The sequence below is a fragment of the Streptomyces sp. NPDC014894 genome (assembly GCF_043080985.1).
GTDB lineage: Bacteria > Actinomycetota > Actinomycetes > Streptomycetales > Streptomycetaceae > Streptomyces.
This window is the reverse complement of sequence record NZ_JBIBWD010000009.1, coordinates 93,987-108,515: the sequence shown is the minus strand read 5'-3', so window position 1 is coordinate 108,515 and position 14,529 is coordinate 93,987. Positions and strand designations below refer to the sequence as shown.

General features: G+C 75.1%; 11 protein-coding genes. 6 read left to right on the top strand and 5 right to left on the bottom strand.

All coding sequences use genetic code 11. From position 1 onward, the window contains the following. Positions 1-247 precede the first annotated feature (247 nt). Both sph and ACF089_RS22145 read left to right on the top strand, forming a co-directional pair. Positions 248-1,336 (top strand): sphingomyelin phosphodiesterase, encoded by a 1,089-nt coding sequence (sph, locus tag ACF089_RS22150; RefSeq protein WP_392029104.1) that lies wholly within the window; start codon positions 248-250, stop codon positions 1,334-1,336. 242 nt (positions 1,337-1,578) lie between these two features. Continuing rightward, positions 1,579-2,646 carry a S1 family peptidase gene (locus tag ACF089_RS22145; protein WP_392029102.1) on the top strand — a complete coding sequence of 356 codons (1,068 nt, stop codon included), beginning with the start codon at positions 1,579-1,581 and terminating at the stop codon, positions 2,644-2,646. Between the two features lie 57 nt (positions 2,647-2,703). Here ACF089_RS22145 and rox read toward each other — a convergent pair whose 3' ends face one another. After that, positions 2,704-4,158 (bottom strand): rifampin monooxygenase, encoded by a 1,455-nt coding sequence (gene rox, locus ACF089_RS22140; protein ID WP_392029100.1) that lies wholly within the window; start codon positions 4,156-4,158, stop codon positions 2,704-2,706. A 469-nt stretch (positions 4,159-4,627) separates the two neighbouring features. Between rox and ACF089_RS22135 the strand changes: the two genes are divergently transcribed. The 3 genes from ACF089_RS22135 (at position 4,628) to ACF089_RS22125 (ending at position 6,832) form a co-directional block, all read left to right on the top strand. Beyond that, the gene (locus tag ACF089_RS22135; protein ID WP_392029098.1) at positions 4,628-5,476 is read left to right on the top strand and encodes a MerR family transcriptional regulator; all 849 of its coding nucleotides are present in this window, start codon (positions 4,628-4,630) and stop codon (positions 5,474-5,476) included. Between the two features lie 100 nt (positions 5,477-5,576). Beyond that, the gene (locus tag ACF089_RS22130) at positions 5,577-5,813 is read left to right on the top strand and encodes a hypothetical protein (protein WP_392029096.1); all 237 of its coding nucleotides are present in this window, start codon (positions 5,577-5,579) and stop codon (positions 5,811-5,813) included. An 80-nt stretch (positions 5,814-5,893) separates the two neighbouring features. Continuing rightward, entirely contained in the window at positions 5,894-6,832 is a 939-nt protein-coding gene (locus ACF089_RS22125; RefSeq protein ID WP_392029094.1) for an aminoglycoside phosphotransferase family protein, read from the top strand. A 46-nt stretch (positions 6,833-6,878) separates the two neighbouring features. Here the strand turns inward: ACF089_RS22125 and ACF089_RS22120 are convergent, their stop codons facing one another. From ACF089_RS22120 to ACF089_RS22110, 3 genes are all read right to left on the bottom strand, one after another. Then, a complete protein-coding gene (locus tag ACF089_RS22120; protein ID WP_392029092.1) occupies positions 6,879-9,101 on the bottom strand; it encodes a 3-hydroxyacyl-CoA dehydrogenase NAD-binding domain-containing protein in 2,223 nt (740 codons plus the stop codon). A gap of 107 nt (positions 9,102-9,208) precedes the next feature. Then, positions 9,209-10,429, bottom strand: a complete 1,221-nt coding sequence (locus ACF089_RS22115; protein ID WP_392029090.1) for an acetyl-CoA C-acetyltransferase — start codon at positions 10,427-10,429, stop codon at positions 9,209-9,211. Positions 10,430-10,497: 68 nt separating this feature from the next. After that, complete coding sequence (locus tag ACF089_RS22110; RefSeq protein WP_392029088.1) at positions 10,498-11,691, bottom strand: CaiB/BaiF CoA transferase family protein; 1,194 nt, start codon at positions 11,689-11,691, stop codon at positions 10,498-10,500. A 1,007-nt stretch (positions 11,692-12,698) separates the two neighbouring features. On the opposite strand from ACF089_RS22110, the gene ACF089_RS22105 reads away from it, so the two are divergent. Further along, complete coding sequence (locus ACF089_RS22105) at positions 12,699-13,898, top strand: saccharopine dehydrogenase family protein (RefSeq protein ID WP_392029086.1); 1,200 nt, start codon at positions 12,699-12,701, stop codon at positions 13,896-13,898. 254 nt (positions 13,899-14,152) lie between these two features. Here ACF089_RS22105 and ACF089_RS22100 read toward each other — a convergent pair whose 3' ends face one another. After that, positions 14,153-14,521 (bottom strand): hypothetical protein, encoded by a 369-nt coding sequence (locus ACF089_RS22100; RefSeq protein WP_392029084.1) that lies wholly within the window; start codon positions 14,519-14,521, stop codon positions 14,153-14,155. Positions 14,522-14,529 lie beyond the last annotated feature (8 nt).

Sequence of the window (14,529 nt, the reverse complement as noted above, 5' to 3'; positions counted from 1 at the left end):
GGCGCCGGGGGCGGGCCGGACGGGCCCCGGAGGGGTGCCGGGCGTGCGCCGGAGGGACCTCGTACGAGGCTCGGGCGGTCGTCCGGCGCGCGCCCGAGGGGCCTTGTCCGGAGCTCGTACAGACTTCGGGCGCGCGGAGTTGGGCGGATCGTGGTGTGCGGGCAAGAATCCGGGCACCTGACCATTACCCATTGGTAACTGAGCCTGGTTCGATGAGTGTTCCCCTCCACCGACGTCAGGAGTCCCCGTGCAGCGATCCCCTCTCCGCCGTCTCCCGGCCGCGGCCGCGGCCGCGGTGCTCGCCGTCGCCGCCCTCGCCGGAGCCGCTCCCCCGGCCTCGGCGACGACGGCGACGGCGGTACCGCCTCCGAGGACGGACCGGGCGGCGGAGCCCGGGCACGCGCCGAAGACGGACCGGGCCCCGGGGCCCGCCGGGCACGCGCCGAGGGCGGCGGCCGCGCACCCGCTGAAGGTGCTCACGTACAACGCCTTCCTCTTCTCGAAGAGCCTGTATCCCAACTGGGGCCAGGACCACCGGGCGGCGGCGATACCCGCCGCGCCCTTCTTCCGGGGCCATGACGTCGTGGTGCTCCAGGAGGCCTTCGACAACTCCTCGTCCGACGCGCTGAAGCGGCACGCGGCCGACCGCTATCCGCATCAGACGCCCGTGCTGGGCCGGAGCACCGGCGGCTGGGACGCCACCGGCGGCGCGTACTCGGCGCTGACCCCGGAGGACGGCGGGGTCACCGTACTGAGCGCCTGGCCCGTCGTCCGCAAGGAGCAGTACGTCTACCGGGACGGCTGCGGATCGGACCGCTTCTCCCACAAGGGCTTCGTCTACACCGTGCTCGATGTGAACGGGACCCGGGCGCATGTGGTGGGCACCCACGCCCAGTCCACCGACCCCGGCTGCCGCGCGGGCGAGGCCGAACGAGTGCGGAGCCGTCAGTTCCGGGAGCTGGACTCCTTTCTGGACCGCAAGAACATCCCCGCGTCCGAGCAGGTGCTGGTGGCGGGCGATCTGAATGTGGACACCCGGACGCCGGAGTACGCCTCGATGCTCGCCGACGCGGGTCTGGTCGCGGCGGACGACCGGACCGGGCACCCGCACTCCTTCGACACCGGGGGGAACTCGATCGCGGCCGAGCGGTACCCGGGACTTCCGAGCGAGGATCTCGACCATGTCCTGCACCGGGCCGGACATGTGCGGCCCGAGGGCTGGACCAATGAGGTGATCGCGGAGCGCAGCGCGCCCTGGACCGTCTCCAGCTGGGGCAGGAGCCACACGTACACCGATCTCTCCGACCACTATCCGGTCGTGGCGGGCGGGCGGTAGCCGCACCGGGGTGCGAGCCCGCGCGCGCCGTCGCGCGCGGGCGGGGGCGCGGGCCGGCCCGCCGTGAAGCGCGCCTGTTCCACCGGCCGTCGGGGGTTTCCCGGACCTCTCAGAGCGGAACCGTTGATTCCGTGCACCCTTGTGTACATGTCAGGGCCATGTCACATTGAGTCCGGCGAGCCGGACTCCGCCGGCCCTTGCTTCTCGGTACCCCCACGGACGATTCCGAAGGAGAAGCCTCCATGAGACGTACGCCCCGCTCGCGCATCTGGCTGTCAGTCCTGCTCACCCTCCCCGCCCTCGCTCTCGGCGCCGGCACCGCCGGCGCCGCCCCGGACCCGACGCCGGAGCCCGGCGTCACCGCCTCCGCCACGCAGTACGCCCTCGACACCCGGCTGGAGCGCTCCCTCGGCGACGACAGCGCGGGCTCGTATCTCGACCCCGCCACCGGCGAGCTGGTGGTCACCGTGACCAGCGCGGCCGCCGCCGACGAGGTGCGCGCCCAGGGCGCGCGCGCCGAGATCGTCGAACGCGGCACCGCCCAGCTCCAGGACGCGATGGGCGTGCTGGAGGCGCAGGCGAAGATCACCGGGACCTCCTGGGGCATCGATCCCTCCGCCAACCAGGTGGTGGTGGAGGCCGACCAGTCGGTGTCGCCCCGCTCCCTGGCCCGGCTCCGGGCGGTGGCGGCGGGCCTCGGCGACGCCGTGCGGATCACCCGGGCACCCGGCGTCCTCACCCGTGAGGTGCTGGGCGGCGACGCGATCTACGGCGGCGGCTACCGCTGTTCGGCCGCCTTCAACGCCACCGACGGCGCCGACTACTTCTTCCTGAGCGCGGGGCACTGCACCAATCTGGCGACCAGCTGGTCCGCGACGTCCGGCGGCGCCTCCGTCGGAACGGTCGAGGGCACCAGCTTCCCGACCAACGACTACGGCATCGTGCGGTACACCGACGGCTCGCAGCCGCCCGGCACCGTCAATCTCTACAACGGCGGCTCGGCGGACATCACCTCCTCCGCCGACGCGATCGTGGGACAGGCCCTCCAGAAGAGCGGTTCCACCACCCGGGTGACCAGCGGCCGGGTCACCGCCGTGAACGTCACCGTCAACTACAGCGACGGCCCGGTCTACGGCATGGTCCGCACCACGGCCTGCTCGGCGGGCGGCGACAGCGGCGGAGCCCACTTCTCGGGAACGACGGCGCTGGGCATCCACTCCGGCAGCTCGGGGTGCAGCGGCACCAGCGGCTCGGCCATTCACCAGCCGGTGAACGAGGCGCTCGGGGTGTACGGCGTGAACGTGTACTGACCCGCACGGCCGGGGGCGGGGCCGTGCGCGGCCCCGCCCCCGCGCGTCCCCCGGCGCTCAGCCGGAGGCCGCGCCGAACCACTTCGGCAGCGCGTCGAGCAGATCGCGCTGCTCCTCCCCGACCCACACCACATGGCCGTCCGGCCGCAGCAGCGCGGCGGGCACATCCGGTCCTCCGCCGGCGTCCCCCGCGCCCCCCGCGTCGACGACATGGTCGACCCGGTCGGCCCACCCGGCGACCGAGAGCCGTCCGGTCCGGTCGAGCAGCAGCCCCCGGCCCGAGCGCATCCGCTCGTAGAGACGCCCCCGCTCCAGGCGCACGTCCCGCATCCGCCGGCCCAGCAGCTCATGGCCCTCGCCGACGTCGTAGCGGATGTCCACCGCGGTGATGATCCCGGTCACGTAGCGGTTCACCTCCTCGAACTCCATCAGCTTCGAGAACAGCTCCCGCAGCGCGGTCGCGCCAGGATCGGCGCCCAGCAGCGTCATCTGCGCGCGGGTGTTGTCCAGCACCCGGGCGCCCACCGGGTGCCGTTCGGTGTGATAGCTGTCCAGCAGCCCCTCCGGCGCCCAGCCGTTGACCTCGGCGGCCAGCTTCCAGCCGAGGTTGAACGCGTCCTGTACGCCAAGGTTGAGCCCCTGCCCGCCGGTCGGCGGATGGATGTGCGCCGCGTCGCCCGCCAGCAGCACCCGGCCGACCCGATACCGCTCGGCCTGCCGGGTCGCGTCGCCGAACCGCGACAGCCAGCGCGGCGAGCGCACCCCGAAGTCCGTGCCCGCGACGGCCCGCAGCCGCTGCTTGAACTCCTCCAGCGTCGGCGCGGCCGTACGGTCCTCGGCCACCCCCTCGGCGGGCACGATGACCCGGTACACCCCCTCGTTCCCGTCCCCGGCCGGGACGACGCCGAACCGCAACCGGGTCCTGCGGACCTCCGCGACGACGGCGGCGACCACCTCGGGGTCCTCGTCCATCTCCATGTCGCCCAGCAGCGTCTCGACCTTCGCGGGCTCGCCGGGGAACCCGACTCCGATCAGCCCGCGCACCGCGCTGCGGCCCCCGTCGCACCCGACGGCATAGCGCGACCGCAGCCGTGTGCCGTCCGCGAGACGGACGGTCACGCCCTCCTCGTCCTGGCTCAGGCCGACCGCCTCATGGCCGCGCCGGATCTCCGCGCCGAGTTCCAGCGCCCATGCGTTGAGCAGCCGCTCGGTGACCGGCTGCGGGGTGGCGAGACCGTACGGATGAGCCGTGTCCAGCCCGTCCGGCCACGGCGTCACGATGCCGCCGAAGAGACCGCCGGCCTGGAACTTCTCACTGACCGCGAGGAATCGGTCCAGCAGACCGCGCTGGTCCGTCAGCTCGACGCTGCGCACGTGCAGACCGCGCCCCCGGGACTGCCGGGTCGGCTCGGCCAGCCTCTCCAGCACCACCACGCCCACCCCGGCCAGCCGCAGCTCACCGGCCAGCATCAGACCGGTCGGCCCGCCGCCCACCACGATCACATCAATCATTCAACGCCCGTTCGAAGAGTTCCGGAATCCCGGCCGACCGCTCCGCGGGGCGCGTTCGCCGGTACTCCGCGAACGCGCCGATCACCGCGGGCGGCGGCTACAGCGGGAGATTCTGCGGTACGACCGGGGCCTTGCCGCAAGCCCCCCGGTGCGCTATACCTTGAGAGCGGCGAGGAGCGGATGACAGCTTCTCGCCTTCGCTTTTGCCGGGTCCGGCCCGCGCGCCCGCCGCCCGGGCCCGCCGCCCGCGCTCACCGCCCGCGCGCGCCGAGCCGTCCGCCGCCCCCGCCTCGACGAGCGGCCCGACCAGCGCGGCGACGACCTCCCCGTACCCCCCTGATCGAGCGCTGCCCCGGGACGGCGTCGCCGTCGCGAACCGCGCCGGCGGCTTTCACAGCGGTGGTGCGACAGCAATACTGTTGCACCGCACCGCGATCAGCGACCGGCCGGGGGAAAGCGAGGCGCAGCGATGGCGACCGAGGCCGAGGAGCCGAGTTTCACCGTCGACGAGCTGGCCGCGCGGGCCGGGGTGACGGTACGGACCATCCGGTTCTACGGCACCCGCGGGCTGCTGCCGCCCCCGGAGATCGGCCCGCGCCGGGTCGGGCGCTACGGACCGGACCATCTGTCCCGGCTGGCCCTCATCGAGGAGCTTCAGCTCCAGGGGATGACGCTGGCCGCGATCGAACGCTATCTGGAGCGGCTGCCCCGCGATCTGAACGCCCATGACCTCGCCATCCACCGCGCCCTGGTGGCCTCCTGGACGCCCGGCCCGGCCGAGGAGGCGACCCACGGCGAGCTGGAGCGCCGGGCGGGCCGGGCGCTGGACGAGGACGACGTCGACCGGCTGGCGGCGATGGGCGCGCTCGGGCGGGCGGCCGGGCCGGAGCGCTATCTGATCGACCCGGGGCTGCTGCGGCTCGGGGTGCAGCTGCTGGACGTGCCCATCGCGTACGAGACCATCGTCGCGGCCCGCTCGGTGCTGACCGAGCACACCCGCTCGGCGGCGCGGGAGCTGACCCGGCTCTTCCGCGACGAGGTGTGGGAGCCGTATCGGGAGCGCGAGGCGGATCCGGACCGCGTGGCGGCGATGCGGTCCCGGTCCGCGCAGATGCAGCCGATGGTGGTGCAGGCGCTGGTGACCGCCTTCCAGCGGTCCCTGAAGGAGGAGTTGCGCGCGGCCTTCGGCGCGCACCCCGGGGCCGGCCCGGCCCGCCCGGACGGTCACCAGGGCGCCGCCGGCCCGGCGGGAGGCCCCGGTCCGGCCTCGGAGGCGGGCGGGGAGCCGGGGCATCATGGTCGCCATGAGCACTCCTGACCCCGACTGGATCACCATCGCCGTCCACGAGAACGTGACCGGCTCCCTCCACCCCGTGGCGGCGGCCCGCGCTTGACTGCGTGACCGGGGCATCGACTGGATGCCCTTCAGCGACGACGACCTGGGCTGGGACCACCGCTGCGGCCCCGGCCCGGACGGCCGTTGGCGCGGCTGGTTCCACGTCCGCGTCCGCCCCCGGGCCCTGCGCCGCCTCGGCCTCCACCCCGACCAGCCCACCGCCCGCGTCGACGGCCCCTCCCCACCGGCCTGGTGGCACGCGGCGGCCGAACGCGCGCCCCGCCGCCCGCCGTACGACCGGGCCGGTCCGTACGGGTGATGTGCGGGGGCCGACGGCGGACGGCCGGGCGGGCCGGAAACCCGGTGGACCGTCCCGGGCACGTCCATGATGATCGTCGGATGACGTCCCAGGAGCCCGAGGTGTCCCCCCTGGTCCGGCGGAAGGCGGCCGCGCTCGGGCCGCCGGGCGAGCGGTGGCTGGCCGGGCTGGGGGCTCTCGTCGCGGAGTTGGAGCGACGGTGGTCGATCACGGCGGGCGGGCCGCTGAGCGGCGGGACCGAGGCCCATGTGGTGCGGGCGCGGACCGCCGACGGCCGGGACGCGGTGCTCAAACTGGCGCTGCCCGGCCCCGAGCGGCTCGGCGAGCCGCGGGTCCTGGCGGCGGCGCGGGGCCACGGCTACGCGCGGCTGCTCGCCCACGACGCCGGGCGGCACGCGCTGCTGCTCGAAGCGCTCGGGCCGTCGGCGGCCGTGGCGGGCCTCGGGCCGGAGCGGACGATCGAGGTGCTGTGCGGCACTCTGCGGCAGGTCTGGCGCACCCCCGTGACGGCGGTCGCGCCGGTGACCGCGGCGGAGGAGAAGGCGGGGCTGCTGGGGCGGATGGTCGCCCGGCTCTGGGAGGAGCTGGGCCGGCCCTGCTCCGCGCGGGTGGTGGACCGGGCGCTGCTGTTCGCCGAGCGGCGCGCGGCCGCGTTCGACCCCGAGCGCTCGGTGGTCGTGCACGGCGATCCGCACCCCGGCAACGCGCTGCGGGTCCTCGCACCCCGCCCCGGGGCCGCGTCGGGGTACGTCTTCGTCGACCCCGACGGGTTCCTCGCCGACCCCGCCTACGATCTCGGGGTCGTGCTCCGGGACTGGTGCCCCCAGCTGCTGGCCGGCGACGCGCCGGCGGTGGCCCGGGGCTACTGCGGGCGATTGGCGGCCGCCACGGGCGTGGACGAGCGGGCGATCTGGGAGTGGGGCTTCCTGGAGCGGGTCTCCACCGGGCTGTACACGCTCCACCACGGGGCCGAGGACCTCTCCCGGCCGTTCCTGGAGACCGCCGAGCGCCTGGTGTGAGCCCCGGGCCCCGGCCGGTCCCGGGCCCGTTCCCGAGAGAAGGGCTTCAGTCCCGCCCGCCGAAGCGCTCCCCGCGTTCCGCCTTCCCCGCCAGCAGCGCGGGCGGCTCGAACCGCTCCCCGTACCGGGCCGCCAGCTCCCGCGCTCGCGCGGTGAAGCCCGGCAGACCGCCCTCGTACCCGTCGATGTACTGGAACACCCCGCCGGTCCACGCCGGGAAGCCGATGCCCAGGAGGGAGCCGACATTGCCGTCGGCGACCGAGGTCAGGACGCCCTCCTCCAGACAGCGGACGCTGTCCAGCGCCTCCGAGAACAGCATCCGCTCCTTCATGTCGGCGAACGGGACGTCCGCGTCCGCCCGGGTGAAGTGCGTCCGCAGACCGGGCCAGAGTCCGGTGCGGCTCCCGTCGTCGGCGTACTCGTAGAAGCCCGCGCCGCCGGAGCGGCCGGTGCGGCCGAACTCGTCCACCATCCGGTCGACGACCGCGTGCGCCGGATGGGCGGTCCGGACGCCGCCGGACTCCTCGACCGCGCGCCGGGTCTCGTCGCGGATCCGGCGCGGGAGGGTGAGCGTCAGTTCGTCCATCAGCGCGAGCACCTTGGCCGGATAGCCGGCCTGGGCGGCGGCCTGCTCGACCGAGGCGGGCTCGACGCCCTCGCCGACCATCGCCACGCCCTCGTCGAGGAAGCGGCCGATGACCCGTGAGGTGAAGAAGCCGCGCGAGTCGTTGACCACGACGGGCGTCTTGCCGATCCGCCGCACCAGGTCGAAGGCGCGGGCGAGCGCCTCGTCCCCGGTGAGCTTCCCCCGGACGATCTCGACCAGGGGCATCTTGTCGACCGGCGAGAAGAAGTGGAGTCCGATGAAGTCGGCGGGCCGCTCGATCCCGTCGGCGAGCCGGGTGACCGGCAGGGTCGAGGTGTTGGAGCAGAGCAGCGCGTCCGGCTCGACGATCCCCTGGATCTCCTGGAACACCCGCTGTTTGAGGGCGCTGTCCTCGAAGACGGCCTCGATCACCGCGTCGCACCCCGCGAGGTCGGCGGGGTCGGCGGTCGGGGTGATGCGCGCGAGCGCCGCGTCGCGCTCGGCGGGGGTGGTACGGCCCCGGGAGACGGCCCGGTCGAGCAGTTTCGCGGAGTGCGCCCGCCCGCGCTCGGCGGCCTCGGCCGAGACGTCCTTGAGGACGACGTCGACGCCGGCGCGGGCGCAGGAGTGGGCGATGCCCGCGCCCATCGTCCCGGCCCCGAGCACGGCGACCCTGCGCACCGGGCGGGGCGCGACGCCCGCCGGCCGGGCGGCCCCGGAGTTGACGGTCCGGAGGTCGAAGAAGAACGCCTGGATCATGTTCTTCGCGATCTGCCCGGTGACCAGTTCGGCGAAGTAGCGGGCCTCGACGGTCTGCGCGGTCCGGAAGTCGACCTGGGAGCCCTCGACGGCCGCCGCGAGGATCGCGCGGGGCGCGGGCGCGGGGGCTCCCGCGGTCTGCTTCCGCAGGGTGGCGGGGAAGGCGGGCAGTTCGGCGGCGAGCTTCGGGGTGGCCGGGGTGCCGCCGGGGATCCGGTACCCCTTCACGTCCCAGGGCTGCCGGGACTCGGGGTGGGCGTCGATGTAGGCGCGCGCCTTCGCGAACATCTCCTCGGCGGTGTCCGCGAGCTCGTGGACCAGTCCCTTCTCCAGGGCCCGCCGGGGGGTGTGCCGCTCGCCCCGCAGCAGTAGTCCGAGCAGCGCGTCGGCGATGCCGAGGAGGCGTACGGAGCGGGTGACGCCGCCGCCCGCGGGGAGCAGCCCGAGGGTGACCTCGGGCAGGCCGATGCGGGAGCCGGGGGCGTCGAGGGCGACGCGGTGGTGGCAGGCGAGGGCGATCTCGTACCCGCCGCCCAGCGCGGAGCCGTTGACGGCGGCGACGACGGGCTTGCCGAGGGTCTCGATCCGGCGCAGGGCGTGCTTGACGGCCATGGAGGCGTCGAACGCCTCCTGGGCCTGTGCGGGGCCGAGCCGGATCATCTCCTTGAGGTCGCCGCCCGCGAAGAAGGTCGGTTTGGCGGAGGTGACGATGATGCCGCGCAGCGAGTCCCGCTCGGCCTCCGCACGGTCCGCGACGGCCGTGAGGGCGTCGCGGAACGCCTGGTTCATGGTGTTGGCGGACTGGTCGGGGTCGTCGAGGACGAGGGTGACGACGCCGGTCTCGTCCTGTTCCCAGCGGATGACGGTGCTCTCAAGTCCCGCCGTGGGTGCGGTGCTCGCGGTGGGTTCCGTGCTCGCGCTCATGGTGAGGTTCTCCGGGAGGTCTGGGGTCGCGGTGGGCCGGGGTTCGGGCGACGGGCTCGGGCGACGGGCTCGGGCGGCGGGCTCGGGCGGCGGGCTCCGAAAAGGCCCTAGGGATCGAGGCGTTCGATCACCGTGGCGATGCCCATGCCGCCGCCGACGCAGAGCGTGGCGAGGCCGTACCGCCGCTGTCGGCGCTCCAGTTCGTCGATCAGGGTGCCCAGGATCATCGCGCCGGTGGCCCCCAGCGGATGGCCGAGCGCGATCGCGCCGCCGTTGACGTTGACGATGTCCAGGGAGACGCCGAGATCGCGGGCGAAGCGGAGCACCACCCCCGCGAAGGCCTCGTTGATCTCGATGAGGTCGATGTCGTCGATCGTCAGCCCGGCCCGGGCGAGCGCCTTGCGGGTGGCGGGGGCGGGGCCGGTGAGCATGATGGTCGGCTCGGAGCCGGAGACGGCCGCGGAGACGATCCGGGCGCGCGGGGTGAGCCCGTACCGCTCGCCGGTCTCCTTCGAGCCGACGGCGACGAGCGCCGCGCCGTCCACGATGCCGGAGGAGTTCCCCGCGTGGTGGACATGGTCGATCTTCTCGATCCAGTGGTACTTCTGGAGCGCCACGGCGTCGAAGCCGCCGAGTTCGCCGATGGCCGCGAAGGACGGTTTCAGCGCGGCGAGGCCGTCGGCGGTGGTGCCGGGCCTCGGGTGCTCGTCGCGGTCGAGGACGGTCAGTCCGGCGCGGTCGCGGACGGGGACGACGGAGCGGGCGAAGCGGCCGTCCTTCCACGCGGCGGCGGCGCGCTCCTGGGAGAGGGCCGCGTACTCGTCCACGTCGCGGCGGCTGAAGCCCTCGATGGTGGCGATGAGGTCGGCCCCGACGCCCTGCGGGACGAAGCCGACGGAGAGATTGGTCATCGGGTCGGCGAACCAGGCGCCGCCGTCCGAGGCCATCGGCACCCGTGACATCGACTCCACCCCGCCGGCGAGCACCAGGTCCTCCCAGCCGGAACGGATCTTCATGGCCGCCATGTTGACGGCTTCGAGGCCCGAGGCGCAGAAGCGGTTCTCCTGTACGCCCGCGACGGTGTCGGGCAGTCCCGCCGCGATGGCGGCGATCCGGGCGATGTCGGAGCCCTGGTCGCCGACGGGTCCCACGACGCCGAGCACGATGTCGTCCACGGCGGCCGGGTCCAGTCCGGGGAAGCGGTCCCGGAGTTCGTGGATCAGGCCGACGACGAGGTCGATCGGCTTGGTGCCGTGCAGGGCGCCGTCCGGCTTGCCGCGACCGCGCGGGGTGCGGATCGCGTCGTACACATACGCTTCGGTGCTCACGTCGACAGCCTTTCGGGGGGTACGTGGCCGGGTGCCGGGCGGTGGTCGTGCGGGTGGTCAGGCGGCGCTCATCCGGCCGCCCCGGCGTCCTGGGTGGTCTGCGCGTCGCCGGGGCCGTCGGGCGCGGCGAGACCGGGCAGACCCCAGTCGCGGGCCACCTCCGCGGTGTCCGCGCCGGGCAGCGCGGGGCCCGTGCGCACCGCGCCGGGGGTGGCGGAGAACCGGGGCGCGGGCGCGGGCTGTGTCACCCCCGCGTGGCGTACGAAGGTGCCTCGCGCGGCGAGATGCGGATGCCGGGGGGCCTCGGTCAGCGACAGCACGGGGGCCACACAGGCGTCCGTGTCGTCGAAGACGGCCGCCCACGCGGCGCGGGTACGGGTCTTGAACGCGGCGGCGACGACCTCGCGCAGCTCGTCCCAGCGGGCGAAGTCCTTGCGGGCCGGGGCCTCGTCGGCGATGCCGAGCCGCTCGGCGAACTCGTCGTAGAACCGCTTCTCCAGCGCGCCGACGGCCATGTATCCGCCGTCGGCGGTCTCGTAGCAGCCGTAGAAGGGGCAGCCGCCGTCCAGGAGGTTGGACCCGCGCCGGTCCTGCCAGCCGCCGGCCGCCATCATGCCGTGGATCATGGTGGCGAGATGGGCCGCGCCGTCGACGACGGCCGCGTCCACGACCTGGCCGCCGCCGCCCTCCGTCCGGGCGTGCTGAAGCGCCGCCAGGACGCCGACGACGAGATAGAGCGAGCCGCCCGCGTAGTCGCCGACGAGATTGGCGGGGACGGCGGGCGGCTCGTCGGGCCGGCCGATCATGCCGAGGGTCCCGGTGACGGCGATGTACGCGATGTCATGGCCCGCGCGTTCGGCGAGCGGTCCCTCCTGGCCCCAGCCGGTCATCCGCCCGTACACCAGCCGGGGGTTGCGGGCGAGGCACTCCTCCGGGCCCACGCCCAGGCGTTCGGCCACGCCCGGGCGGTATCCCTCGATCAGGATGTCCGCGCGCTCGACCAGGTCGAGCACGTGCGCCGGGCCGTCGTCCGCCTTGAGGTCGATGAGCACCGAGCGCTTGTTCCGGTTGGTGAGGTCCTGCGCCGGGTCCATGGCGAGCCCCGCCCCGCCGGGCCGGTCCACCCGGACGACGTCCGCGCCGAGATCGCCCAGCATCATGGCGGCGAACGGGCCGGGCCCGATGCCCGCCAGCTCCACCACGCGCACCCCGGCGAGCGGGCCGTTCACAGTGGCGTGCGGCGTGGTCGAGGTCGCGGTCATGGAGCCCCCAGCTTGGATATGACACAACTGATGTAACACCAATGATGGTAGGAACGCGCCTCCCGCACGACAAGGGGCGGGCCGGGGCGGCCGCCGCGATTCACCCCCGGTGGGCCCGGGGCGGGGATCGTTCCCCGTCGGGCGGCCCGGGGATTCGCTCCCGAGACCCGGACCCGTCCCCCGCGAGGCGGCCCGGGGACCCGCCCCCACCGGACGGCCCGAGACGGGGACCCGCCCTCCGGCGGACGGCCTGCCACGGGGATACCCCTCCACCGAGCCCCCGCCACCCGGACAGCTCACCCCCGCCCGCCGCCCGACACGGGCACCGCCCCCGCCCCGCGCCCCGACATGCGCCCGGACGGCCCGGCACGCCGGCTCGCCTTCGCCCCGCCGTCGGACATGGGACGCACCCACCGGGGGGGGACGGCCCGGACTCGCCTGCGCCCGGGCGCGGGCCGCCCGGCGCACGGACCCACCGCCGCCGAACGGCCCAGCACCCGGATCCGTCTCGGAAGGAGGGCGCGGGCACGCGAGTTCGCCCCCGTCGGACGGCTCAGGCACACGATTCATGCCCACCCGGCCGCCCAGCGCAGGAATCGTCCCCACCGCGCCGCCCGACACGGGCACACGGCCCTCGTCCCACCACCCGGCAGGGGGATCGCCCTCGCCCGGCCGCCCGGCAAGCGGACTCGCCCCGCCCGGCAACGCGGTCACCGGGATTCGCCCCCGCCCCGCCCGGCGACCCGCGCACCGACATGCGCCCGGACGGCCCGGCACGCCGGCTCGCCCCGCCCGGCGGACCCGGCGCCGGAAATCGCCCCGCCCCAGAGCGCCCGGCACGGGCCCCGCACGGGGATTCGTCACCGTCGCACCGCCCCCGGCGGAAATCTCACCGTCGTCCCCGGCGTGATTCGCGTCTTCTTCCCGGGGGGCGGGGCGCGCTAGCCTCAGCCACCGGTCGCGGCGTGGATGCCGGGGCGCGGGTGGACGCACCGCCGGAGGGGCCAGTGGACAGGTTGGACGGAACGGTTCGCGGACAGCGGGCGTACGACATCGTGCTCTTCGGGGCGACGGGGTTCGTGGGCTCGCTCACCGCCCGGTATCTGGCGGCGCACGCGCCCGAGGGGTGTCGCTGGGCCGTCGCCGGGCGCGATCGGGCGAAGCTGGAGCGGCTGCGCGAGCGGCTCGCCGCCGACCATCCCGGGCGGGGGGAGATCGGGCTGATCGAGGCGCGGGCGGACGATCCGGAGAGTCTGCGCGAGCTCGCCCGTTCGGCCGATGTGGTGGCGACGGCGGTCGGCCCCTACCTCTGGTACGGCGAACCGCTCGTCGCCGCCTGCGCGGAGGCCGGGACCGACTGTATCGATCTCACGGGCGAGTGGGAGTTCGTGGATCTGATGTACGTACGGCACGACGCGCGGGCCCGGGAGACCGGGGCCCGGCTGGTGCACGCCTGCGGTTTTGACTGTGTGCCGGCCGATCTGGGCGTGTACTTCACGGTGGCGCGGCTCCCCGAGGGCGTACCGCTGCGCGTGGACGGATTCGTGCGGTCCAACGGGATGTTCTCGGGCGGGACGTTCGCCTCCGCGCTCAACGCGGCGAGCCGGGGGAGGCAGTCGCTGCGGGCGGCCCGGCAGCGGCGGCTGCACGAGCCCCGGCTGGTGGGGCGGCGGGCCCGGTCCCCGGTCGGCGGGCCCCGCCACAGCCGGGCGGCGGGCGCCTGGGCGCTGCCGCTGCCGCTGCTCGACGGGCAGGTCGTGGCCCGGTCGGCGCGGGCGCTCGGCCGGTACGGCCCCGACTTCCGCTACCGGCACTACGCGGCGATCGCGTCGCTCCCGGTCGCGGCGGGCTCGGTCGCCGCGGCGGTCGCGATGCTGGGGCTGGCCCAGCTGCCCGCCGCCCGGCGCTGGTTCGGCGGCCGGATCAGGCCCGGCGACGGGCCCGACGAGGAGCGCCGGGCGCGCAGCTGGTTCTCGTTGCGGTTCGTGGGCGAGGGCGGCGGCCGGACGGTGCGCACGGAGGTCTCGGGCGGCGATCCGGGGTACGACGAGACCGCCAAGATCTTCGCCGAGTCGGCGCTCTGTCTGGCCTTCGACGAACTGCCCCCGACCTCGGGGCAGGTCACCCCGGCCGTCGCGATGGGCGACGCGCTGCTGGCCCGGCTCCAGGCGGCGGGCATCCGCTTCCGGGTGGCGGAGCGCCGTTAGGCCCGGTCGGCCTGCCGTCGACCGCCGCCGTACGGCCGGGGTCCACCGGGTCCGTACGGTCCCCCGGTTCGGCCGGGGCGCGCCGGGAGCCGGCGGGCACGGCGGCGATCAGGAGCGCCGGCCGGATCCAGCGGCGGCGCGCGCCCGCGCGGGCGGTCCCGGCGGGCGTCACGCGGGACCGCGCAGGGTCCGGGTGAGGCGTGTCGCGGAGGCCGGGGCGGGCGGGCCCGTCGTTCGGGGGGGTGGACGCCGCATCAGGCGGTCGTCTTCCTGAGCCGCTGGAACAGCCTGACGCCGGTCTTCTCGTCGGTGACGGCGCCCTCGCCCAGGAGGACGGCGCGGATGTCGTTGACGACCCAGGGCACGTCGAAGGAGCCGGAGCCGTACCAGGCGGCGAAGTCGACGGCGCCGACCGTGGAGCCGCCGACCTCGAAGAGCGGGTTGTCCAGCGGGTCCGGCGCACCGTACTGGACCGATCCGGACAGGACGAAGACGATCGGGGCGCCCCCTCCGGCGGCGGCCCCGCCGTGGCCTCCGGAGCCACAGCCGGTGAGGACGATCACGGCCGCGACGAGCACGGCGGCCGCGCGCACGGCGCGGCGACGGACAGCGGGGTTAGGCATGGGCGGTG

Coding starts and splice junctions, on each gene's coding strand:
- ACF089_RS22145 (WP_392029102.1), top strand. CDS start 1,579: ATGAGACGTACGCCCCGCTCGCGCATCTGGCTGTCAGTCCTGCTCACC.
- rox (WP_392029100.1), bottom strand. CDS start 4,158: ATGATTGATGTGATCGTGGTGGGCGGCGGGCCGACCGGTCTGATGCTG.
- ACF089_RS22135 (WP_392029098.1), top strand. CDS start 4,628: ATGGCGACCGAGGCCGAGGAGCCGAGTTTCACCGTCGACGAGCTGGCC.
- ACF089_RS22130 (WP_392029096.1), top strand. CDS start 5,577: ATGCCCTTCAGCGACGACGACCTGGGCTGGGACCACCGCTGCGGCCCC.
- ACF089_RS22125 (WP_392029094.1), top strand. CDS start 5,894: ATGACGTCCCAGGAGCCCGAGGTGTCCCCCCTGGTCCGGCGGAAGGCG.
- ACF089_RS22120 (WP_392029092.1), bottom strand. CDS start 9,101: ATGAGCGCGAGCACGGAACCCACCGCGAGCACCGCACCCACGGCGGGA.
- ACF089_RS22110 (WP_392029088.1), bottom strand. CDS start 11,691: ATGACCGCGACCTCGACCACGCCGCACGCCACTGTGAACGGCCCGCTC.
- ACF089_RS22100 (WP_392029084.1), bottom strand. CDS start 14,521: ATGCCTAACCCCGCTGTCCGTCGCCGCGCCGTGCGCGCGGCCGCCGTG.